The organism is Kineococcus sp. AC630 (assembly GCF_979255925.1).
This window is the reverse complement of record NZ_CEEDMJ010000043.1, coordinates 1-21838: the sequence shown is the minus strand read 5'-3', so window position 1 is coordinate 21838 and position 21838 is coordinate 1. Positions and strand designations below refer to the sequence as shown.

Below are 21838 nucleotides of genomic sequence, written 5' to 3'. Positions count from 1 at the left end.
AGCGCCGATGGTACTGCTCGGGAGACTGGGTGGGAGAGTAGGTCACCGCCGGCCACTCACTTTGTGTGGTGGGATCGTGTGGGGAGTAGCCCTTGTGGGGTTGCTCCCCACACGTGTTTCTGCCCTGTTCAGGAAGAACCAACCGATCCTGTGGCGTTCTCAGCGCAAGCGCAGGACGGTCCCCGCGAGCGGCTTGGGGCGGAAGGACGTCGTCTTCCTCCCGAGGCTGCTGCCTGCGCGGACGAGCTCCTGGAGCGCCGGCACCCGGGGTTTGGGGAGGAAGACCGCGGCGCGGTCGCCAAGGGTCGACCAGATCGCGCCGGCGTCGGGTCGGTAGCGCACGTCGGAGTTGCCCGTGCCGAACCCCCGCACGACCGTGTCGACCCACGCGCCACTACCGACCGTCGTCCCCGTGGCGGGCGGGCACTCGACCACGACGGCGTCTCCGTCGCAGACCACCAGAGCCTGCTCGAATCCCAAGGCGTCCGTGATGAGGGCGACTCCCGTGGCGTCCTTCACCACGACGTCGCGTCGTCGGGGGGCTCGTCGAAGAACCTCCTGAGCGGCTGCCCGCGGCAGGACCCGGTGCAGCGCGCGGAGGTCGACCGGTTCGATCGCGTCGTCGGCGACCGCGACCAGCAACGAGTGCGGGGTCCCGTCGCGTTGCGCGGCTCGGAGGACTGCCGCGTGGCGGTGGTGCCCGTCGGCGATGAGGAACCGGTGCGTTGCCGAGGCCGCGGTGAGTTCCGTCAGCACGTCTGGATCGTCGAGCTGCCAGACCTCCACGTGGCACCGGCCGTTCTCCGCGACCTCGACCCGCCGACCGAGCGAGGCCGGGTCGGTCCAGGACAGCGGCCAGGGGTGCCTGTCGACCACGAGGACGGGTTCGGAATCCACCCCCGTCGTCTCCAGCCGTTCCAGCCTCGCGGTGACGGCCTGCCCGAAGACGCCCTCGTGCGGGTGCACGCGGTCGTCGTGCGCGGACACGTCGAGCTGTCCCGTCAGGAAGTGCTGTACACGTCCGTCCTGCTCCTGGCGGACGACGTAGAAGCTGGGTTCGTCCTGGACCAGCGCTCCCTCGTCCAACCACCGTTGCACGGCGCGGCCGGGGCCGGGGTCGTACTCGGGGCGTTCCAGGTGGGTCACGACGTAGCGCGAGGACGCCAACAGAGCTGTGCGTGCGCTGCGGTCCAGTTCGGTGTGTGGTGGGGCCAGCAGCGAGGCGAGCGGGCCCGCGACGACCGGGTCGTAGCGCAGGCCGGGGAACGGCCGGAGCAGTGGACCTGGTGACTCGGCTGGTCGCGACGGTGATCCTGGTCGGGCACGCGTTCCCGTGCGTGCGTCCTCCACCCGTCGCATCCTACGGTCGGAGCAGTCGTCGACCGCTCCACCCCTGATCGCGAGGAGGTCCACCGTGTCCCAGAGCTCTCCCGAAGGGGACGGAGACCGCTCGAGCGGGCGTCCCAGTGGGGGGACCTACGAGTGGCTCCACCGCGGTCTCGCTTTGCTCGCAGCCGGTGAAGCCGCCGCGGCGGCGACGTTGCTGGCCCGGGCCCACGGCGAGGAACCGAGCTCGACCGGAGTCCTGGAGGCCCTGGCCAGGGCCCAGTACGACTCCGGTGACGTGGCAGGAGCGGCGCAGTCCTTCCGGGACCTCGCCGTCGCCCGGCCGGCCGACGACTACGCTCACTTCGGGCTGGGTCTCTGCCTCAGCCGCCTCGGACGGTTCGGCCTCGCAGCCGAACACCTGGCCATGGCGCACGCCATGCGTCCAGACCGTCCGGAGTACGCCGACCGCCTTCGACAGGTCCGCGCCACGATCGCGGCGCGCCAGATCCCGGGGAATCCGTGAGCACCACCCTGTCCGCCAGCACCACCCTGTCCGCCAGCACCGGTTCCCTCCTCGACGACCACGACGTCCTGCTGCTCGACCTCGACGGTGTCGTCTACGTCGGGCCGGACGCCGTCCCGCACGCCGTCTCCGCGCTCGAGGTCGCCGTCGCGGCGGGACTCCGGCTGGGGTTCATCACGAACAACGCCTCCCGGACCCCGGCGACCGTCGCGGACCACCTGCGCGACCTCGGTGTCCCCGCCGCCGACGAGGACGTCGTCAACTCCGCGCAGGCCGCCGCCGACCACCTCGCCGCCGAACTGCCTGCCGGTTCGGCGGTGCTGCTCGTCGGGGGCACCGGACTGCGCGTGGCGTTGGAGGACGTGGGACTGCGCCCCACGGAGGAGCGCACCGAGGCCGTCGCCGTCGTCCAGGGGTTCTCCCCGGACCTGAGCTGGGCCCAGCTCGCCGAAGCGACCCACGCGGTCCGCTCGGGTCTGCCTTGGGTCGCGACGAACCTCGACGCGACGGTGCCGACTCCGGGAGGCCCCGCACCGGGCAACGGGCTGCTGGTGGACCTCGTCGCCCGCGCAGCAGGGCGGGGCCCGGACGTCGTCTGCGGCAAGCCGGAGCGCGCCCTCTTCGACGCGGCCGTGCAGCGGTTGGAGGCCAAGAACGCCCTCGTCGTCGGGGACCGCCTGGACACCGACCTGCAGGGAGCGCGCACCGCAGGCCTCCCCGGTCTGCTCGTCCTCACCGGCGTGACCGGGGTCGGGGAACTCCTCGCGGCGAAGCCGCACGAGCGACCCGGGCACGTCAGCCACGACCTGCGGGGCCTCGCGGACGTCCACCCCGCGGTGGAGGTCGTGCAGCGCCCCCACGGAGTCCTCGCGACCTGTCGTGAGGCGCAGGTCGAGGTGGTCCGTGGGTCGCTGGTCGTCCGTGCCGGGGAGGTCGGTCCGGACGGGCTCGACGTCTTGCGGGCGGCTGCCGCAGCCGTCTGGGCCGGCGTGGACGGGGGGCTGGAGGTCGACCTCGCCGCCGCGGTCGAAGCGCTCGCCGGACTGGTCGAACAGCCGGTCGAACGCGCGGCTGTGGACGACGTCCCCGGGCGCGTCGGACCGGGCTTGTAGCGTGGCGCCCGTGATGAACCCCGAGGACGTTCGCAGCCAGGCGCCGAAGCCCGGTCCGTCCCCGCGTTCGACCGCCCACGACGAGGCGCTCGACCACGCTCTCGCCCGCCTCGACGGCCTCGAGGCCGTCAGCGTCCACGAGCACGTGGACGTCTACACCGCCGTCGACCTCGCCCTGCGCGAGCGGTTGGCTGCGACGGAGGGATGACGGTGGCCGTCCGCAGGCTCCGCCTCGACGCCGAACTGGTGCGTCGAGGTCTGGCCAGGTCGCGTGAGCACGCGACCGAACTGGTGACCGCAGGTCGCGTGCGTGTCGGCGGCGCGACCGCGGCGAAACCCGCGACCCAGGTCGACGTCGCCGCCGCGATCCTCGTCGAGGAGGTCACGGCCGAGGACGAGTACGTCTCCCGGGGTGCCCACAAGCTCGTGGGCGCCCTCGACGCGTTCGCCGTCGACGTCACCGGGCGTCGCTGTCTCGATGCCGGCGCCAGCACCGGCGGTTTCACCGACGTCCTGCTCCGGCGGGGCGCCGGGCACGTCGTCGCGGTCGACGTCGGCTACGGCCAGATCGCCTGGTCGCTGCGCACCGACGACCGCGTGACGGTCGTGGAGCGCACCAACGTCCGCACCCTCGAACCCGAGGTCGTCGCTCCGGCGCCCTCGCTGGTCGTCGCCGACCTGTCCTTCATCTCCCTGACGCTCGTCCTGCCCGCGCTGGTGCGGTGCATCACTCCCGAGGCGGAACACGTGCTCATGGTCAAACCGCAGTTCGAAGTCGGTCGCGACGCGCTCGGCGCGGGGGGCGTGGTCCGCAGCGCTGAGTTGCGTGCCGGCGCCGTCCGGACGGTCGCGGCGGCCGCGGCCACCGTCGGCCTGGGGGTGCGCGGCGTCGCCGCGAGCCCGCTCCCCGGCCCCTCCGGCAACGTCGAGTACTTCCTGCACCTGAGTGCGGGTGCGCCCGCCCTGGACGAGGACGACCTCGCCCGGGCGATCGCCGAGGGCCCCCAGGCGGGGTTGTCGTGACCGGGCGACCGGCTGTCGTCCCGCAGGCGGAGCGTTCCGTCCTGGTGCTCGCCCACACCGGTCGTTCCGAGGCGGTGTCCGCGCTGACCAAGGTGGTGCACCGCTTCCACGAGGCGGGGATCCGCACCCTGATGACCCCGGACGAGGCGTCGGCGCTGAGCGTCGACGACCGCGCGCTGGTCGAGGAGTGCGACCTCGAGGGTGCCGTCCTCGGGGCCGAGATGGTCATCGTCCTGGGTGGGGACGGCACGATCCTGCGGGCCGCCGAGCTCGTCCGCGGCACCGACACGACACTGCTCGGGGTCAACCTCGGCCACGTCGGCTTCCTCGCGGAGGCCGAACGCGAGGAGATCGTCGGGACCGTCACGCGTGTCGTCGCGGCCGACTACCGCGTCGAGGAGCGCATGACCCTCGACGTGCAGGTCGTCCTCGACGGTCAGGTCGTGGCCTCGTCGTGGGCGGTGAACGAGGTCTCGGTCGAGAAGGCCAACCGTGAGCGGATGCTGGAGCTCGTCGTCGACGTCGACGGTCGACCGCTGAGCACGTTCGGTGCCGACGGGGTCATCGCGGCGACACCGACGGGTTCGACCGCCTACGCGTTCTCCGCCGGTGGCCCCGTGGTCTGGCCCGAGGTCGAGGCGCTGCTCGTCGTCCCGATCAGCGCGCACGCCCTCTTCGCCCGGCCGCTGGTCATCGCCCCCACCTCCGTCGTGGGGATCGAGGTCCTGCCGGGGATGGGTGACGGCGGGGTCCTGTGGTGCGACGGTCGACGGACGTTCGCGGCCCCGGCCGGTGCACGCGTCGAGGTCCGTCGTTCGCCCCAGACGATCCGGCTGGCGCGGCTGAGTTCCGGCAGCTTCACCGACCGGCTCGTGGCGAAGTTCGGCCTGCCCGTCCAGGGCTGGCGGGGTCCGCGCTCGAGCGAGGACGGGTGACGGCGTGATCGAGGAGATGCACATCCGCTCCCTGGGGGTCATCCGCGACGCGCGGCTCCCCCTGGGGCCCGGACTCACCGTGATCAGCGGGGAGACCGGCGCGGGCAAGACGATGGTCGTGACCGGTCTCGGGCTGCTCATGGGTGAGCGCGCCGACGCCGGTGCCGTCCGCGCGGGCGACGACGCCGCCGTCGTCGAAGGCCGGATCCAGGTCCCCGAGGACGGTGCCGTCGCGGCCCGCACCCGTGAGGCGGGCGGCGAGGTCGACGAGGGTGAGCTCCTGCTCGTCCGGACCCTCTCGGCGACCGGTCGCAGCCGGGCCCACGTCGGTGGTCGCAGCGCCCCCGTCGGGGTGCTGGCCGAGATCTCCGAGCACCTCATCGCCGTGCACGGTCAGACCGACCAGCTCCGACTGCGCTCGGGGGCGCAGCAGTTGCGCGTCCTGGACGCCTTCGCCGGACCGGTCGTGGCGAAGGACCTCGCCGAGTACCAGCAGGTCCACGCCCGCTGGCGGACCCTCAGCGCCGAGCACGACCACGTCGCCGGCCACTCCGCCGAGCGGGCCCGCGAGGCGGAGCTGCTGCGACTGGGCCTGGAGGAGGTGGAACGCGTCGATCCTCAGCCCGAGGAGGACGTCGCCCTGCGCGAGGAGTCCGACCGCCTCGCCCACGTCGAGGTCCTCCGCGAGGCCGTCTCGACGGCCCACGAGGCGCTGACCGGAGAAGCCAGCGGGGGGGACGGGAGCGGGGAGGGCGGCGCCGACGCACGGGTCGACAGCGCCCGTCGCGCCCTGAGCCAGGCCGGCGACCACGACCCGACGCTGTCCGGGTTCGCGGCCCGCGCCGGGGAGGTCTCCTACCTGCTGGCGGACCTCGCGACCGAGGTCGCGGCCTACGCGCAGTCCCTCGAGGCCGACCCGTTGCGCCTCGCCGTCGTCCAGGAACGCCGTGCGCAGCTGACAGCACTGGTGCGTCGCTACGCGGCCGACCCGTCCGAGGGGGTCGCGGGAGTGCTCCGGTGGGCGGGGGGCGCGGCGGAGAGGCTGCTCGACCTCGACGACGACGGCCGGCTGGAGACGCTGGCCAAGGAACGCGACGAGCTCGAGGGGCAGCTGCGCGCCCTGGCCGCTCGACTCAGCGCCGCCCGCAGGGCCGCTGCGTCGAAGCTGGAGGAGCGGGTGGCGAGCGAGCTCACCGCGCTCGCCATGCCCAGCGCCCGCATCGAGGTCGCCGTCCACACCGGCCACGACCTCGGTCCGTGGGGTTGCGACAGCGTCGAGCTGCTCCTCGCCGCGCACTCCGGGGCGGCCCCACGACCGCTGTCGCGCGGTGCCTCGGGCGGTGAGCTGTCCCGGGTGATGCTGGCCCTCGAGGTCGTCCTGGCCGGGACCGATCCCGTGCCGACCATGGTCTTCGACGAGGTCGACGCGGGTGTGGGTGGCCGCGCCGCGGTCGAGATCGGCCGACGGCTGGCGCGGCTGGCGCGCACGACCCAGGTCGTCGTCGTCACCCACCTCGCCCAGGTCGCGGCCTTCGCCGACAGCCACCTCACGGTCGTCAAGACCGACGACGGCAGCGTCACCGAGTCCGGGGTGGTGCGTCTCGACGACGAGGGACGCGTCACCGAGCTCGCCCGGATGCTCTCCGGCAGCGGGTCGGGAACCGCCCGCGCGCACGCCGAGGAGCTCCTGAACTCCTCACGTGCAGAAGCCGTGCAGGAGAGCGGGGCCGGGCGCGCGAGCGGGTCACGTCCGGCGCGTGCGGCACGGGGCGGTCCTGCACCCGTGGGACGATCGGGCACTGCTGCGCGGAAGCCGCGCGGGCGTGCGACGTAGGGGTGGAGGAGTTCGACGGTGATCAGGCGGCGACGAGCGCGCGGTGACGCGGCCGGAGCCGAGTCGAACGGAACGACCGGCACCCTCGACGTGGTGAAGGGGACGGCGCGGGTGGACCGCCGGACCAAACGGCTCACCAAACGCCTCAAACCCGGCGACGTCGCCGTCATCGACCACCTCGACCTCGACCGGGTCTCCGCCGAGGCGCTCGTCGCCTGTCACCCGGCCGCGGTCGTGAACGCCTCCCGCAGCACCTCCGGCCGCTACCCGAACCTGGGACCCGGGATCCTCGTCGACGCCGGCATCCCCGTCATCGACGAGGTCGGTGACGACGCCATGACCGCGCTCGTCGAGGGCGCGAAGCTCCAGCTCGACGACGACGTCGTCCGCGTCGACGGGCGCGTCGTGGCCCGCGGACGCCGGTTGACCCCCGAGGTCGTCGCCGCGGACATGGAGGTCGCCCGGGCGGGTCTGTCGTTGCAGTTGGAGGCCTTCGCGGCCAACACGATGGAGTACCTGCGCCGCGAGCGCGACCTCCTGCTCGACGGTGTCGGGGTGCCCGACATCCGCACCGACCTCGACGGTCGGCACGTCCTCATCGTGGTCCGCGGGTACCACTACAAGGAGGACCTGGTCACGCTGCGGCCCTACATCCGCGAGTACAAGCCGGTCCTCATCGGGGTGGACGGGGGCGCCGACGCGATCCTCGAGGCCGGGTACAAACCCGGCCTGATCGTCGGTGACATGGACTCCGTCTCGGACGCGGCGCTGCGCTGCGGCGCCGAGGTCGTCGTGCACGCCTACCGCGACGGACGTGCGCCCGGCCTGGAACGGGTCCGGTCGCTGGGCATCGACGCGGTCGTCTTCCCCGCCACCGGGACCAGCGAGGACGTCGCGATGCTGCTCGCCGACGACAAGGGCGCGACGCTCATCGCCGCCGTCGGCACCCACGTGACCCTCGTGGAGTTCCTGGACAAGGGCCGCTCGGGCATGGCCAGCACCTTCCTCACCCGGCTGCGCGTCGGCGGCAAGCTCGTCGACGCCAAGGGGGTGTCCCGGCTCTACCGGTCCCGGGTCTCCGACTCCCAGGTCGTCGTCCTCGTCCTCTCCGGTGTGCTGGCCCTCGTCGCCGCGCTGCTGGTCACCCCGACGGGCCAGGCGATCCTCGCGGTCACCGGTGCCCGCTTCGAAGACCTGTGGGCGGGATTCCTCGGCCTGCTGCCGGGGGAGGGGCCGTGACCGGCGCGTCCCGCCGAGGGCGCCCGGACCGACTGCACCGCACCACTTATCGACGACAGGATGCCCAGTGATCGACTTCCGCTACCACGTCGTCTCGCTGGTGTCGATCTTCCTCGCGCTCGCCGTCGGGATCGTCCTGGGCGCCGGTCCGCTGAACGAGGGCATCTCGACGGGGATCACCGACCAGGTGAAGCAGCTGACCGCGGAGAAGAACCAGTTGCGCTCCGAACGCGACGCCGCGCTCACGGCCACCAAGGCGCAGGACAGCTGGGCCGAGGCCGTCACCCCGGCGCTGGTCGCCCGTCAGCTCGGTGGTCGCAGCGTCGCCGTCGTGGAACTCCCCGGTGCCGACTCCAGCCAGGTCGACGCCACCGTCGACGTCCTCGAGCAGGCGGGTGCGACCGTGTCCACGCAGGTCACGGTCCAGGACAGCTGGATCGACCCCGCGAAGCAGAGCGACCGCGACGACGTCGCCGACGAGCTGACCGGTCAACTGACCACGGCCCCCGCCACCGACGCCGGCACCGAGGACGTGCTCGCCGCGGAGCTGGCCCGAGCCCTCGTCACCACCGAGCTCGCGCAGACCGGCCAGCCCGACGAAGGCGGCGCAGCGGTGCTGAAGGCGCTGACCGACGCGGGCCTCGTCGAGGTCGACGGCGGAACCGATGCGAGCGGGCAACGGGCGACACTCGCCCTGCTCGTCGGCGGAGCGCCCGACTCCGACGCCACCGACGCCCAGGTCACCGCGGACGCCGCGGCCTGGGTCGCGCTCGCCCGCGAGCTCGACACCGCCAGCGCGGGTGCGCTGCTCGCGGGCCCGCCCGAGGCCGCCGCCGACGGTGGACCGGTCGCGGCACTGCGTTCCGACAAGGACGTCGCGGCCACCGTCAGCGGGGTCGACGACCTCGACTCCCCGATCGGGCGGGTCAACGTCGTCCTCGGGCTGCGCCAGCAACTGTCCGGGGGTGCGGGCCAGTACGGGACCGCGGGTTCCGCCGACGCCGTCTCCCCGCAGCTGCCGGCGGCACCGCAGTGAACGGCGCCTCGACACCGCGGTCCGGGCTGGCGCTCGCCGCAGCCCGCGGGGCGGGTCGACGCCTCGGCGCGCTGCTGCGGGACCACCCGCCGGCGGGGGCACGGCGGTGGGACCGCCGCAACCACCGCGGAGCGACCGTCACCCTGCTCGAGGGGCCCACCGCGGCCCTCGCCGTCGCCGCCGGGTCGTTGGCCGCCCGTCCGCCGTACCGGAGCGCGGGAGTCGTCGCGGCCCTCGGTGCCGGGGCTTTCGGGGCATTGGACGACCTCACCGAACGGGCCGGGGACCGTGACGCCGGTGCGCGCGGTCTCCGCGGTCACCTCGAGGCGCTGCGCCGGCGTCGTGTCACCACCGGGGCCTGGAAGGTGCTGGGCATCGGCGCGACCGGGCTCGCCGCCGCGGTGGTGACCGATCGTCCCCGCACGGTGGGGCAGGCCTTCGACACCTTCGTCGGTGGTGCCCTGGTGGCGGGTAGCGCCAACCTGCTGAACCTCTTCGACCTGCGCCCGGGGCGCGCGGCGAAGGTCGCGACGGTCGTGGCCGTGTCACTGGCCGTGGGAGCCCCCGGCAGTGCCGGCGCGGCGGCGGCCCGCCCCTGCGCGGCCGCCGTCCTCGGCGCCTGCTCGGCCGTCCTGCCCGACGACCTCGCCGGGCGCAGCATGCTCGGCGACACGGGCGCGAACGCCCTCGGCGGGGTCCTCGGCGTCGCCGCGCTCGCCCGGTGGAACCGGCCTGGTCGCTGCCTGGCCCTGGCCACCGTGGTGGGGCTGACCCTGGCCTCGGAACGGATCAGCTTCAGCCGGGTCATCGAGTCCGTGCCGGTGCTGCGGGAGCTCGACCGCCTCGGCCGTCCGTGACGCCGAAGGTCCGTTCCGTCGCCGCCGCGGCGGCGACGGTCGCCCTGCTGACGGTCTTCGCCCGCCTCGCGGGGTTCGGCCGGATCCTCGCCTTCAGCCAGACCGTCGGTGACACCTGTCTCGGCACCGCCTACCAGACCGCCAACCAGGTCCCCAACGTCCTCTTCGAGGTCGTGGCGGGAGGGGCGCTGGCCGGGGTCCTGGTGCCGCTGCTCTCCTCCCGGCTCGCCTCGGGGGACGAGCGGCAACGCGCCGACGCGTCCCGGACGGCGTCGGCCGCGCTCACCTGGAGCGTCCTCGTCCTCGTCGTCGTCGCCGGGCTCACGGCGCTGCTGGCGCGGCCCGTCATGGGGCTGCTGCTACGTGGCGGCTCCGTCGAGGGGTGCGGGGACTCGTTGCTGCGCACCGGCACCGTCATGTTGTGGGTCTTCCTGCCGCAGGTCCCGCTGTACGCCGTCGCCGTCGTCTTCGCCGGGGTCCTGCAGGCCCAGCAACGCTTCACCGCCCCGGCCGCCGCGCCCCTGGTCTCCAGCCTCGTCGTCGGCCTCGCCTACCTGGTCGTCGGCTGGATGGTCCCGGCCGCGGTCGTCCGCGGGAACCTGGCCGCGGTCCCCGACCGGGCCGTGGCGGTGCTCGCCGGGGGGACCACCCTCGGGGTCCTCGTGCTGGCCCTGGCGCACGCTCCGGCCCTGCGCAGCGCCGTCCGCTGGCGCCCGACCCTGCGCCCGACCCCCGGTGACGGGTCCCGGCTGCGCTCGCTCGCCCTGTCCGGACTCGCCGTCCTGCTCGCCCAGCAGGTGGTGACCATCGCGATCACGGTGGCCGCGAACGACGGGGCGACCGGCGCGGTGAACCGCTGGAGCTACGCCTGGGCGATGTTCCTGCTGCCCTACGCCGTGCTCGCCGTCCCCGTCGCCACCGCCGTCTTCCCTCGGCTCTCGCGCGCGGCGGAAGGGGCCCGCGAGGAGTTCGCGACGATCCTCGCGCCCGCGGTGCGCGTCGTCCTGCTGGTCAGCTCGCTCGGGGCCGCTGCCCTCGCGGCCGTCGCCGCGCCGGTCGCCGTCGTCTTCGTCGCGAGTCGTGTCGGGTCCGGGCAGTCCGGGGACCTCGCGGCGGCACTGGTCCTCTTCGCGCCGGGCCTGCTGGGCTACGGACTCGTCGCCCTCCTGACCCGGGCGCTCTACGCCCTCGGCGAGGGGCGCTCCGCGGCGGCCGGCACGGTGACCGGCTGGGTCGTCGTCCTCGTCGGCGTCGTCGTCCTGCCCGCGGTGCTGCCCGACCAGCGCGTCGTGAGCGCGCTCGCCCTCGCGCACACCCTCGGGCTCACCGTGGCCGGGGTCCTGCTGCTGCGCGCCGTCCACCGCGCGGCCGGACCCGGATCCCTCACCGGGCTCGTCCGCGTCGTCGTCGCCTCGCTGCTCTCGGCGCTCGCGGGCGGGCTCGCGGGCGGGCTGGTCGGAGCCCGGGTCGACGTGCACGGGACCCCGGGCGAGGTCGCCCTCGGCGTCGGCGTCGGCGTGCTCGCCGTCCTCGTCTGGGCGCTCGTGGCCCGCTTCACCGCCCCCACCGACGTCCGTGCGCTCACGGGCACCCTGCGGCGCGTCGTGCGCCGCTGAGCCAAGGAGAACCCTCGTGTCGAACGGTCCCGTCGTGTTCGTCCTCGGCAGCAGCGCCGGGGGAGTCGGCCGCCACGTCGTCCAGCTCTGCGCCGGACTGCGCGCGGCCGGCGTCGACGTCCGCGTCGCGGCGCCCGCGGAGACGTTGCGGCGGTTCGGCTTCGACGCGGCGACCACGGCCGTGGAGATCGGCGCGAACCTCGACCCGGTCCGGGACCTGCGAGCGGTCGCGGCGCTGCGCGCGGCGCTGCGCGCGGCTCCCGGGGCGCTGGTCCACGCCCACGGGGTGCGGGCCGGGCTCGTCGCGGCGCTCGCGGTCGGGCGACGGACCCCGTTCGTGGTGACCCTGCACAACGCCGTCCTCGGTGCGGGGCCGCGCGCGCGGCTCGGACTGGGCGTCCTGCGCGTCGTCTGCCGTCGGGCCGACGTCGTCCTCGGGGTCTCGCAGGACCTGGTGCAGATCGCCCGGGCCCTGGGGGCGCGGACCGCCGAACGGGCCCTCGTGCCCGCACCGGAACTCCCGGCGGGGGAGGCGACCCGGGGGCGCGCCGTCCTGGGGGAGGGCCCGGTGGCCCTGGCGGTCGCGCGGCTCGCCCCGCAGAAGGGGCTGCCGACGCTGCTGGACGTCGCCGGCCGGCTCACCCTCGGGCGCATCGTCGTCGTGGGGGACGGGCCGCTGCACGACGAGCTCGCGGCCCGGGTCCGCGACGAGCGGCTCCCGGTCACGCTGGTCGGTCGACGCGACGACGTGGCCGACCTGCTGGCCGCCGCCGACGTCGCCCTGAGCACGAGCCTCTGGGAGGGCCAGCCGGTCTTCGTCCAGGAGGCCCTGCGGGCGGGCGTGCCGGTGGTGGCGACCGACGTCGGTGGCACCCGGGAGGTCACGGGGGACGCCGCCGTGCTGGTGCCCGTGGGAGACCCCAGGGCGTTCGCGGACGCCCTGGACGCCCTGCTGGGTGATCGGGGTGCGCGGGAGGACCGTGGACGCCGCTCCGCGGCCCGTGCGGCCCGGCTGCCGGGCGCGGCGGCGGCGCTCGCCCAGGTCCGCGGGGTCCACGACCGTCTCCGGTCCTGATCGCGCGGCGCGGCGGCGAGGAGGCCGTGCGTCCGGTACGCTCGAACTCCGTGGCGAACCGCAGCACTCCCGAGTCCCCCACCCAGCACGTCTTCGTGACCGGGGGTGTGGCCAGCTCCCTCGGGAAGGGGCTCACGGCCTCCAGCCTCGGCCGACTCCTCCGGGCCCGTGGCCTGCGGGTGGCGATGCAGAAACTCGATCCCTACCTCAACGTCGACCCCGGCACGATGAACCCGTTCCAGCACGGCGAGGTCTTCGTGACCGACGACGGCGCCGAGACGGATCTCGACATCGGTCACTACGAACGCTTCCTCGACGTGCGTTTCGACGCCTCCGCGAACGTGACCACCGGCCAGGTGTACTCGTCGGTGATCGCCAAGGAACGTCGTGGCGAGTACCTCGGCGACACCGTCCAGGTCATCCCGCACATCACCAACGAGATCGTCGACCGGATGCGGGCCCAGGCCCGCGACGACATCGACGTGATCATCACCGAGGTCGGTGGCACCGTCGGCGACATCGAGTCGCTGCCGTTCCTCGAGGCCGCCCGCCAGGTGCGGCAGCGCCTCGGCCGCGACAACGTGTTCTTCGTCCACGTGTCCCTGGTGCCCTACATCGGTCCCAGCGGAGAGCTCAAGACGAAACCCACCCAGCACTCCGTCGCGGCCCTGCGCAGCATCGGCATCCAGCCCGACGCCATCGTCTGCCGCGCCGACCGGGAGATCCCCGAAGGCGTCAAGCGGAAGATCGCCTCCATGTGCGACGTCGACGACGAGGCCGTGGTGGCCGCGATCGACGCGCCCTCGATCTACGACATCCCGAAGGTCCTGCACCGCGAGGGTCTCGACGCCTACCTCGTCCGCAAGCTCAACCTGAGCTTCCGCGACGTGGACTGGACCACCTGGGACGACCTGCTGCGTCGCGTGCACAACCCGCGTCGCCACGTCGAGATCGCCCTCGTGGGCAAGTACATCGACCTCCCCGACGCCTACCTCTCGGTCACCGAGGCGTTGCGCGCCGGTGGTTTCGCCGAGGACGCGAAGGTCGACATCCGGTGGGTGGCGGCCGACGACTGCGCCACCCAGGAGGGTGCGCAGAAGCAGTTGCACGGGGTCGACGCGATCTGCGTCCCGGGCGGTTTCGGGGTGCGCGGCATCGAGGGCAAGCTCGGTGCGCTGCGCTGGGCCCGCGAGAACGGTGTCCCGACGCTCGGTCTCTGCCTCGGTCTGCAGTGCATGGTGATCGAGTACGCGCGCAACGTCGCCGGCCTGCGGAACGCGAGTTCCACGGAGTTCGAGCCCGACGCGAAGCACCCGGTCATCGCGACGATGGCCGAGCAGCGCGAGATCGTCTCCGGTGAGGGCGACATGGGCGGCACCATGCGCCTCGGGTCCTACGAGGCGGTCCTCCAGCAGGGTTCCGTCGTGGCGACCACCTACGGAAGCGAGCGGATCTCGGAGCGCCACCGTCACCGCTACGAGGTGAACAACTCCTACCGCGACCAGCTGTCGAAGAAGGGTCTCGTCTTCTCGGGCACCTCCCCCGACCGCGAACTCGTCGAGTTCGTGGAACTGCCCGCCGACGTCCACCCGTACTACGTCGGGACCCAGGCCCACCCGGAGTTCAAGTCGCGCCCGACCCGGGCGCACCCGCTGTTCTCCGGTCTCGTCGCGGCGGCCCTGCGTCGTCAGCGCGAGGGGCAGCTCATCGACGTGGACCCGCAGCCCGCGGAACCCGTGACCGAGCAGCTCTCGGACGTGACGGCATGAGCTTCCCGGAGGAACTGCAGGTTCCCGTCGTCGACGGGGCGGAGCTGTCGGACGCACCGGCGCAGCGTCGCCTCGCGGGCAGCGAGGTCGTCTTCGCCGGTCACGTCTGGGACGTGGTGAGCGAGACGGTCGAGCTCACCGACGGTTCCCCGGTCGTGCGTGACGTCCAGCGCCACCCGGGCGCGGTGACCATCCTGGCCCTCGACGACGACGAGAACGTCCTGTTCATCAAGCAGTACCGCCACCCGGTCCGCCGGGAGCTGTGGGAACTGCCGGCCGGACTGCTCGACGTCGCCGGCGAGGCGCCGCTGCTGGCAGCACAGCGCGAACTCGCCGAGGAGGCCGACCTCGTCGCCTCCGACTGGGCCGTCCTCGTGGACTGGTTCAACTCGCCGGGAGGTTCCAGCGAGGCGAACCGCGTCTACCTCGCCCGCGGGTTGTCCGCGGTGGCGCCGGCGGACCGGCACGTGCGCGAGGACGAGGAGAAGGACCTCGTCCCCGTCCGCGTCCCGTTGGCGCAGGCCGTGGACGCGGTGCTGGCGGGCCGGTTCGCGAACCCGGGCAGCGTCATCGGGGTGCTCGCCCTGCAGGCGGCCAGGGCGAGCGGTCTGGACGCGCTGCGCCCGGCCGAGACCCCCTGGCCGACCGGGCTGCTGCGTCCGCAGGGGTAGTCCTCAGGAACCCCGGACGGTCGCGACGAAACCGCCGACCTGCTGCTGCAGGAGGCCGGCGATCTCCGACAGTCCGGTGGTTCCGCCCCCACCGGAGACGGCGTCGGTGATGGCGCCGACCTCGGCGTCCATGCTCTCGATCCGGGCGGCGACACCCTCGATGACGGCCACGGCCTCCTCGGTGGCCTGCTGGCTCGCCGCCACCTGCGCGGCGATGACCGAGTTGGACTGGGCGGCCTGGTCGGCGAGGCGCTTGACCTCCTCGGCCACGACGGCGAACCCCGCCCCGGCCGGCCCGGCGCGCTCGGCCTCGATGGTCGCGTTCAGCGACAGCAGACGGGTCTGCGCGGCGACCTTCTCGATGAGCTTCACGGCCTCCTCGATGCGCGAGGACGCCTCGCGCAACGATCCGACCGTCGCGACGGCCCGTTGGACCTGCTCGACGGCGTCGCGGGCCGTGCGGGCGAGCTCGGCGGCCCCGGCCCCGGCGCTGGTGGCCCCGGCGCTCACCTGCTCGGAGGCCCCGAGGACGGTGGACTCCAGTTCGTCGGCGAGGGCGAGGCGACTGGCGGTCGCCTGGTCCAGCTCGGCGCCGGCGGTCGCGCTGGCCCGGCGCGCGGCGTCGATGACCTGTGCTCCGTTGCGGAACGCGCCGCGGGTGCCGCCGAGGAGGAAGCGGCGGTGGAACCGGCCCTCGCTGGCCGCCGTCAGCGTCGCGGACGCGTCGCGGACGAAGGCGTCGGTCATGTCGAGCTGGTGGTTGAAGGCGGTGCGCAGCTCGACCAGCACGGCGTCGTCCCCGAGGTGGGGCACGCGGGCCTCCAGGTCGCCCGCGGCGGCCCGTCCGGCGACGGCCGCGACGGTGCGCAGGACGTCGTCGTGCGTGCGGCCGGTGGGTACCGACGGCCTGCGTCGCAGCAGGTTCACGCGGCCACTCCTTCGGGGCTGAGGGACCACACGAACTCGTCGTAGGTCATCCCCGCGGTGTCGAGACGTTCGGCGAGGAGGGCACGGGAGGCGGCGACGGCCTCGGCGGGTCGGCTGAACCGGGCCTCGACGGCCAGCAGTTCGTCGTAGAGGCGGCGCACCGCGGTGAGGGCCGCGGGGACCGGGACCCTCCGGTTGGAGTGGTAGCCGAGCAGCTTCCCGTGGGCGTCGACGCTGGGCGTCACGTGCGCCAGCACCCAGTAGTGGGCACCGTCGGCGGCCAGGTTCACGACGTAGGCGAAGATCTCGCTGCCGCTGCGCAGGGTCTCCCAGAGCAGGTCGAAGATCCCGCGAGGCATCCCGGGGTGCCGGATGATGTTGTGGGGCTGGCCCACGACCTCGTCCTCGGTCAGGGCGGACACGCGGAGGAAGACGTCGTTGGCGTAGGTGATGACCCCGCGTGCATCGGTCTTGGTCACGATCAGCTCGTCGTCGCCGAAGCGCCGTTCGACGCCGGTGGGTGAGGTTCTCGATGCTCGCACGCAGGTGTGGTCGGCCGAACGGGTGAACGACTTGACCGGATCTCCCCGCCCGGTCCCGGTGTGTGTCCCCGGTCACGGCGGGGTGCGCGCCCCGTAGGGTCGGAGCGTGTCCGCCCAGGTCCTCGCCGCTGCCCCCGGTGACTCCGGGGAACCCCGCGAGGCGAGCGCCCTGCAGGCGGCGGTCCGGGACTACCTCGGTCACCTGCATGTGGAACGCGGCCTGTCCGCCAACACGCTGGGGGCCTACCGCCGTGACCTGGCCCGCTACGTGCGCTTCCTGGCCGGCCGGGGGATCACCGATCCCCGTCAGGTCGACGAGGCCGCCGTGAGCGCGTTCGTCGTGGCCCTGCGCACCGGCGAGGACGGCGCGGCGGTGCTCACGGCCAGTTCCACCGCCCGGGCGGCCTCCGCCGTCCGCGGGTGGCACCGGTTCCTGCACGCCGAGGGCCGCAGCGCCGACGACCCCTCGGTGCTGGTGCGACCACCGGCGCCACCGCGTCGGCTCCCCGCGGCGCTGACGGTGGAGGAGGTCACCCGGCTGCTCGACGTCGCGCGGTCCGGCGGTGACGGCGCGCAGTCAGCCGTGCCCTGGCGCGACGCCGCGCTGCTCGAGGTCCTCTACGGCTGCGGGGCGCGCATCAGCGAGGCCGTAGGGCTCGACGTCGACGACGCGATGCCCGAGGTGCTGGGTGAGACCGGCGTGGTCCGGTTGCGCGGCAAGGGGTCGAAGGAACGGGTGGTCCCCATCGGGTCCTACGCCCGCACCGCGCTCGAGCAGTACCTCGTCCGGTCGCGTCCGCAGCTGGTGGCCGCCGGTCGGGGGACACCCGCGTTGTTCCTCAACACCCGTGGTGGTCGGCTCTCGCGACAGAGCGCGTGGGCGGTGCTCCAGTCGGCGGCGCGTCGGGCGGGGATCACCCGGGCCGTCTCGCCGCACACGCTGCGTCACTCCTTCGCGACGCACCTGCTGCGGGGAGGGGCCGACGTCCGGGTGGTGCAGGAGCTGCTCGGTCACGCCTCGGTGGCGACGACGCAGGTCTACACCCTCGTCACGGCTGATTCGCTGCGCGAGGTGCACGCGGAGAGCCACCCACGTGCTCAGGACCCGTCCACCGCTCCACCACGCCCGGCGGACTAGGGTCACCCGCAGAGACACACCCGTCACACGCCCACGACTGCCCGAGGAAGTGCCCCGCCGTGACCAGCGAGTACCCCCAGCACGCCACCGGCACGCCGACGAGCGACGACGCTCGAGTGCCGGCTCCGGTGCAGGAGCCGGTGGCCCCGCCGGTGGTGCAGCCCCTCCCGCGGCCGGTCCCGCGTCCCTTCCCGCAGCGACCCACCGCCCTGCCGCAGCCGATCCAGCAGCCGGTCGCGCAGTCCGAGCCCCGGCCCGAACCGCAGTCACCCGTCGAGACGGAGCCGCCGCCCGTTCCGGCGGGCGAGGTCCGGGAGACCCGTGCGGTGCAGGGCGAGATCGAGCTGGGGCCGCAGAACGGCCCCACGGGGCGCCCGATGCCGGTCTTCCCGGTGCCGGCCCCGTTGGCGCAGCACGGCCCGGCGCGCGTCATCTCGATGTGCAACCAGAAGGGTGGGGTCGGCAAGACGACGACCACCATCAACCTCGGGGCCGCGCTGGCCGAGTACGGCCGCCGCGTGCTGCTGGTCGACTTCGACCCGCAGGGCGCGTTGTCGGCGGGACTGGGCATCAACTCCCACGAGCTCGACAAGACCGTCTACCAGCTCCTCATGGAGCGCGGGACCGACGTGCGCGAGGTCATCCGGGAGACCGGCGTCGAGGGTCTCGACCTGCTGCCCGCGAACATCGACCTCTCCGCCGCCGAGGTGCAGCTGGTCGGGGAGGTCGCCCGCGAGAGCGTCCTGGCCCGCGCGCTGCGGCCGGCCCTCGACGACTACGACGTCGTCCTCATCGACTGCCAGCCCTCGCTGGGCCTGCTCACCGTCAACGCGCTGACCGCCTCCCACGGGGTCCTGATCCCGTTGGAGTGCGAGTTCTTCGCGTTGCGCGGGGTCGCGCTGCTCGTCGAGACGATCGAGAAGGTGCAGGAACGGTTGAACCCGGCCCTGGAGGTCGACGGGATCCTCGCCACCATGTACGACGGCCGGACCCTGCACAGCCGTGAGGTCGTGAGCCGTGTCGTCGAGGCCTTCGGCGACGACGTGTTCCACACCGTGATCGGGCGGACGGTGAAGTTCCCCGACGCGACGGTGGCGGCCGAACCCATCACGTCCTACGCCAGCAACCACCCGGGAGCCGAGTCGTACCGCCAGCTGGCCCGTGAACTCGTCGCCCGGGGTGACGCGGCCTGAGTCCCCGCCCCGAACCTCCCGTGGCGTAAGGGATCCCGGGGTTTCCGGTGGCTCTGGGTCAGCGGTGAGGACCGTCCGTAGAGCTCCGGCGTCCGTGCGGTGGTGTTGTGGTCGGAACCACGCTGCTGCTCCGTTGGGGCGACCCCGGACGGGCTAGGGTTCGGCCCCACGAGACCGGTTTCCTAGGCCGGTCGGGGGAGGGGGCTCACCCGTGGGGGTCACGACAGGGACGGACGCCGTGGACGAAGGGTTCACGAGGTTCTCCGAGGAACACGCGCAGGGACAGTTGATCCCGCGCATCGTCGACGTCGCGCTCGCGTGCGCCGACGAGGTCCTGGTCGCCGACGGCGTCGACCGGCTCACCGGGGCGGACCTGCTGCGGCGGGCCGCACTCGTGCGGTCGGCGGTGCTGGCCCACCACGCGGGTCTCGACCCCCGGGCCACCCCGGTCGCGGTGCTCCGCGGGCACGACGTCGGTGCCGTCGCCGCGATGGTCGGGGTGATCGCCGCCGGTCACCCCGTCGTCGTGCTCGACCCGACGACCCCGGCACCGCGGTTGCGGCACTACGTCGAGGCGGCCGGCGCGAGCCTGGTCGTCTCCGACACCGCACGCACCGCCACCGCGGCCGAGGTCGCCGCGAACGTCCTCGACCCGGACTCGGCCGACGCGTCCGCCTGGCCCGACCACGTCGACGCGGCCGCCGCGCTGCTCGGCTCGCCGGCCGACCCCGACGACGTCGCGGTCATCGTCTACACCTCCGGTTCCACCGGCGCACCGAAGGGCGTGGCCTGCGAGCACCGCTCGATCCTGCACGACACCTGGGTGAGCTCCGAGGGCACCGGTGCCTACCCGGCCGGCAGCGTCGTCGCGCACCTGCTGCCGATGGCGTTCAGCGCCGGGGTCACCCCGACCCTCGGGGCGTTGCTCGTCGGCGCCCGCCAGGAACTCTTCGACCCGCGTCGCCGCTCGATCGCGGAACTCCCGGGTTTCCTCGCCGACGTGGGCGCCGACGTCCTGCTCGCCTCGCCGGCCATCCTGCGCGGGGTCATCACCTCGCTCGGGGCGCGGGGACGACTCCCCGGGCTGAGGAGCGTGACGATGGCCGGTGAGACCGTCCACGGTGCCGAACTCGCCGCGATCCGCCGCGCCGTCGGCCCGGACTGCGTGGTGCGCAACCGCTACGGATCGACCGAGACGTGGCTGATGACCGAGTACGCCATCAGCGGCGACGACGAGTCACCCGACGGTGCGACGCCCGTCGGCTGGGCCGTTCCCGGCGCCCGGCTCCAGGTGGAACTCGAGGACGGCTCCCTCTCCGACGAGGGCACCGGGCGCGTCGTCCTCACCAGCCGCTGGCTCGGTGGTCGCTACTGGAACGCCCCCGAGAAGACCGCGGAGGTGTTCAGGGACAACCCGGACGGCTCCCGCACGTTCCGCACCAGCGACGTCGGGTCCCTCGGCCGCGACGGTTGCCTGCGTCTGCTCGGTCGCAGCGACCACAGCGTGAAGGTGCGCGGCCTGCTCGTCGAACCCGGAGAGGTCGACGCCCTGCTCTTCGCCCAGCCCGACGTCCGCGAGGCCCTCGTCGTCGGCCGGCCCTCCGCCCGCACCGGGCGGATGTCCCTGGTCGCCTACGTCGTCCCCGAGGGTCCGCGTCCGCAGGCCTCGGCCGTCCGTGCCGTGGTGCGCGAGAACCTGCCCTCGCACATGGTCCCCGAGCACGTCGTGTTCCTGGACGCGTTGCCGCGCACCGAACGCGGGAAGCTCGACCGGTCCCGACTCCCGGACCCCGCACCGAGTTCGGCTCCCTTCGAGGTTCCGCGCACGGGCTGGGAGGAGGTCGTCTTCGAACAGTTCTGCGCCGTCCTCGAACTGGAGGACCTCTCCATCCACGACGACTTCTTCGAACTCGGTGGCGACTCCCTCGCGGCCGAGGCCCTCGTGAGTCGCCTCGAAGCACTGGGGGACCAGTCGCTCGCCCAGATCGGGACCGCGACCCTCGCCGCCGCACCGACCGTCGCGTCGTTCGCGGCCGCCGCGCGGTCGAAGGTCCGCAGCGACCGGCCCACCCTCGTCCCGCTGCGTCCCGAGGGCGGGGAACGACCGCTGTTCCTCGTCGCCGGAGCGGGCAGCGCCGCGCTGGCGATGCGGACCCTGGCCCACCAGATCGTGCCCGGCATCCCCGTCCTCGGGTTGCAGGCCAACGGGTTGGAGAACCGGGCCCTGCCCGACTGGTCGATCGGGCGCATCGCCCGCCGGCACGTCGCGACGGTCCGCGGGGAGCAGCCCGAAGGCCCCTACCGGATCGCGGGGCACTCCCTCGGCGGTCTCATCGCCCTCGAGATGGCGCACCAGCTGCGCCGTGCGGGCCAGGAGGTCGAGACCCTGATCGTCCTCGACTCCTTCCCGCCGGACCCCGCGCTGATGCCCGTCGTGCACCACCCCTCGACGCTCGCCAAGCTGAAGGAAGGGGTCTCCCTCGCCCTCACCGGGATCAAGGCGCACTCCGGCCTCGGGCACTACATCCGGTTCTTCCGGCAGGGGAACTTCCTGCAGCGCAGGTACACCACCGAGGTCTACCCCGGTCGTACCCTCGTCCTCGTCGCGGGCGACGACGTGGACGCCGCAGCCCGCCGGCAGTGGGGTCCCCACCTCAGCGGCGACGCCCGCATCGTCGAGGTCGCCGGCGAGCACATGTCGATCCTGCGTGACCCGCGGGTGGCCCCGGTCGCCGCCCTCGTCTCGGCGGAACTGCGTTCCGGGGACGCGCCCGCCGTCCTCGACCTGCGGGACCACCACGGGGAACTCGCCGACCGCTGACACCACGGATCGGGTGGGTCCGGGGCCGGGAACTCCGAACTCACCCGATCCGACCACACAGCGTCGTCACTGCTTGCGCAGAGCGGGTGACGCTGAAACCCCACACGGCGCAACCGGTCGCGATCCGTCACGGGTGGAGCGGGACCGCGTGCCACCTTTCTGGGCATGCCCCCGACCGCCGCCCCGCCCACCCAGCGC

Annotated in this window: 19 protein-coding genes; 16 read left to right on the top strand and 3 right to left on the bottom strand. The window is 73.7% G+C overall.

The features are described 5' to 3' along the window. Nucleotides 1-159: 159 nt before the first annotated feature. Nucleotides 160-1359, bottom strand: coding sequence for a DUF1015 family protein (locus AC0I8G_RS25335; RefSeq protein WP_471732417.1), 1200 nt, complete (start codon nt 1357-1359; stop codon nt 160-162). A 55-nt stretch (nt 1360-1414) separates the two neighbouring features. On the opposite strand from AC0I8G_RS25335, the gene AC0I8G_RS25330 reads away from it, so the two are divergent. The 13 genes from AC0I8G_RS25330 (at nt 1415) to AC0I8G_RS25270 (ending at nt 15019) form a co-directional block, all read left to right on the top strand. Beyond that, nucleotides 1415-1852 carry a tetratricopeptide repeat protein gene (locus tag AC0I8G_RS25330; RefSeq protein ID WP_471732416.1) on the top strand — a complete coding sequence of 146 codons (438 nt, stop codon included), beginning with the start codon at nt 1415-1417 and terminating at the stop codon, nt 1850-1852. Further along, the gene (locus AC0I8G_RS25325) at nt 1849-2964 is read left to right on the top strand and encodes an HAD-IIA family hydrolase (protein WP_471732415.1); all 1116 of its coding nucleotides are present in this window, start codon (nt 1849-1851) and stop codon (nt 2962-2964) included. Before AC0I8G_RS25330 ends, AC0I8G_RS25325 begins: the two co-directional genes overlap by 4 nt. A 10-nt stretch (nt 2965-2974) precedes the next feature. Then, the gene (locus tag AC0I8G_RS25320; protein WP_471732414.1) at nt 2975-3172 is read left to right on the top strand and encodes a hypothetical protein; all 198 of its coding nucleotides are present in this window, start codon (nt 2975-2977) and stop codon (nt 3170-3172) included. 2 nt (nt 3173-3174) lie between these two features. Then, nucleotides 3175-3987: a TlyA family RNA methyltransferase gene (locus AC0I8G_RS25315; RefSeq protein ID WP_471732413.1), complete on the top strand. Its 813-nt coding sequence runs from the start codon at nt 3175-3177 to the stop codon at nt 3985-3987. After that, nucleotides 3984-4922 carry an NAD kinase gene (locus tag AC0I8G_RS25310; protein WP_380255991.1) on the top strand — a complete coding sequence of 313 codons (939 nt, stop codon included), beginning with the start codon at nt 3984-3986 and terminating at the stop codon, nt 4920-4922. Before AC0I8G_RS25315 ends, AC0I8G_RS25310 begins: the two co-directional genes overlap by 4 nt. Nucleotides 4923-4938: 16 nt before the next feature. Next, entirely contained in the window at nt 4939-6756 is a 1818-nt protein-coding gene (gene recN / locus AC0I8G_RS25305) for a DNA repair protein RecN (protein ID WP_471732419.1), read from the top strand. A gap of 18 nt (nt 6757-6774) precedes the next feature. Continuing rightward, nucleotides 6775-7995: a putative cytokinetic ring protein SteA gene (gene steA, locus AC0I8G_RS25300; RefSeq protein WP_471732412.1), complete on the top strand. Its 1221-nt coding sequence runs from the start codon at nt 6775-6777 to the stop codon at nt 7993-7995. 67 nt (nt 7996-8062) lie between these two features. After that, nucleotides 8063-9031, top strand: a complete 969-nt coding sequence (locus tag AC0I8G_RS25295) for a copper transporter (protein ID WP_471732411.1) — start codon at nt 8063-8065, stop codon at nt 9029-9031. After that, complete coding sequence (locus AC0I8G_RS25290) at nt 9028-9888, top strand: hypothetical protein (protein WP_471732410.1); 861 nt, start codon at nt 9028-9030, stop codon at nt 9886-9888. Before AC0I8G_RS25295 ends, AC0I8G_RS25290 begins: the two co-directional genes overlap by 4 nt. Next, nucleotides 9885-11504, top strand: coding sequence for a murein biosynthesis integral membrane protein MurJ (gene murJ / locus AC0I8G_RS25285; protein ID WP_471732409.1), 1620 nt, complete (start codon nt 9885-9887; stop codon nt 11502-11504). The genes AC0I8G_RS25290 and murJ overlap by 4 nt, the downstream gene beginning before the upstream one ends. A 16-nt stretch (nt 11505-11520) precedes the next feature. Next, nucleotides 11521-12579, top strand: coding sequence for a glycosyltransferase family 4 protein (locus AC0I8G_RS25280; protein WP_471732408.1), 1059 nt, complete (start codon nt 11521-11523; stop codon nt 12577-12579). Between the two features lie 50 nt (nt 12580-12629). Next, nucleotides 12630-14348 carry a CTP synthase gene (locus AC0I8G_RS25275; protein WP_380256000.1) on the top strand — a complete coding sequence of 573 codons (1719 nt, stop codon included), beginning with the start codon at nt 12630-12632 and terminating at the stop codon, nt 14346-14348. Beyond that, the gene (locus AC0I8G_RS25270) at nt 14345-15019 is read left to right on the top strand and encodes an NUDIX domain-containing protein (RefSeq protein WP_471732407.1); all 675 of its coding nucleotides are present in this window, start codon (nt 14345-14347) and stop codon (nt 15017-15019) included. The genes AC0I8G_RS25275 and AC0I8G_RS25270 overlap by 4 nt, the downstream gene beginning before the upstream one ends. 3 nt (nt 15020-15022) lie before the next feature. On the opposite strand, the gene AC0I8G_RS25265 is transcribed toward AC0I8G_RS25270, so the two are convergent. Beyond that, a complete protein-coding gene (locus AC0I8G_RS25265; RefSeq protein WP_471732406.1) occupies nt 15023-15946 on the bottom strand; it encodes a methyl-accepting chemotaxis protein in 924 nt (307 codons plus the stop codon). After that, the gene (locus AC0I8G_RS25260; protein ID WP_471732405.1) at nt 15943-16488 is read right to left on the bottom strand and encodes a PAS domain-containing protein; all 546 of its coding nucleotides are present in this window, start codon (nt 16486-16488) and stop codon (nt 15943-15945) included. Before AC0I8G_RS25260 ends, AC0I8G_RS25265 begins: the two co-directional genes overlap by 4 nt. Before the next feature lie 106 nt (nt 16489-16594). On the opposite strand from AC0I8G_RS25260, the gene AC0I8G_RS25255 reads away from it, so the two are divergent. The 3 genes from AC0I8G_RS25255 (at nt 16595) to AC0I8G_RS25245 (ending at nt 21640) form a co-directional block, all read left to right on the top strand. Continuing rightward, the gene (locus tag AC0I8G_RS25255) at nt 16595-17626 is read left to right on the top strand and encodes a site-specific tyrosine recombinase XerD (protein WP_471732404.1); all 1032 of its coding nucleotides are present in this window, start codon (nt 16595-16597) and stop codon (nt 17624-17626) included. Nucleotides 17627-18003: 377 nt separating this feature from the next. Then, nucleotides 18004-18819 carry a ParA family protein gene (locus AC0I8G_RS25250; RefSeq protein WP_471732418.1) on the top strand — a complete coding sequence of 272 codons (816 nt, stop codon included), beginning with the start codon at nt 18004-18006 and terminating at the stop codon, nt 18817-18819. A gap of 211 nt (nt 18820-19030) precedes the next feature. After that, the gene (locus AC0I8G_RS25245) at nt 19031-21640 is read left to right on the top strand and encodes an AMP-binding protein (protein ID WP_471732403.1); all 2610 of its coding nucleotides are present in this window, start codon (nt 19031-19033) and stop codon (nt 21638-21640) included. The last annotated feature ends 198 nt before the right edge of the window (nt 21641-21838 follow it).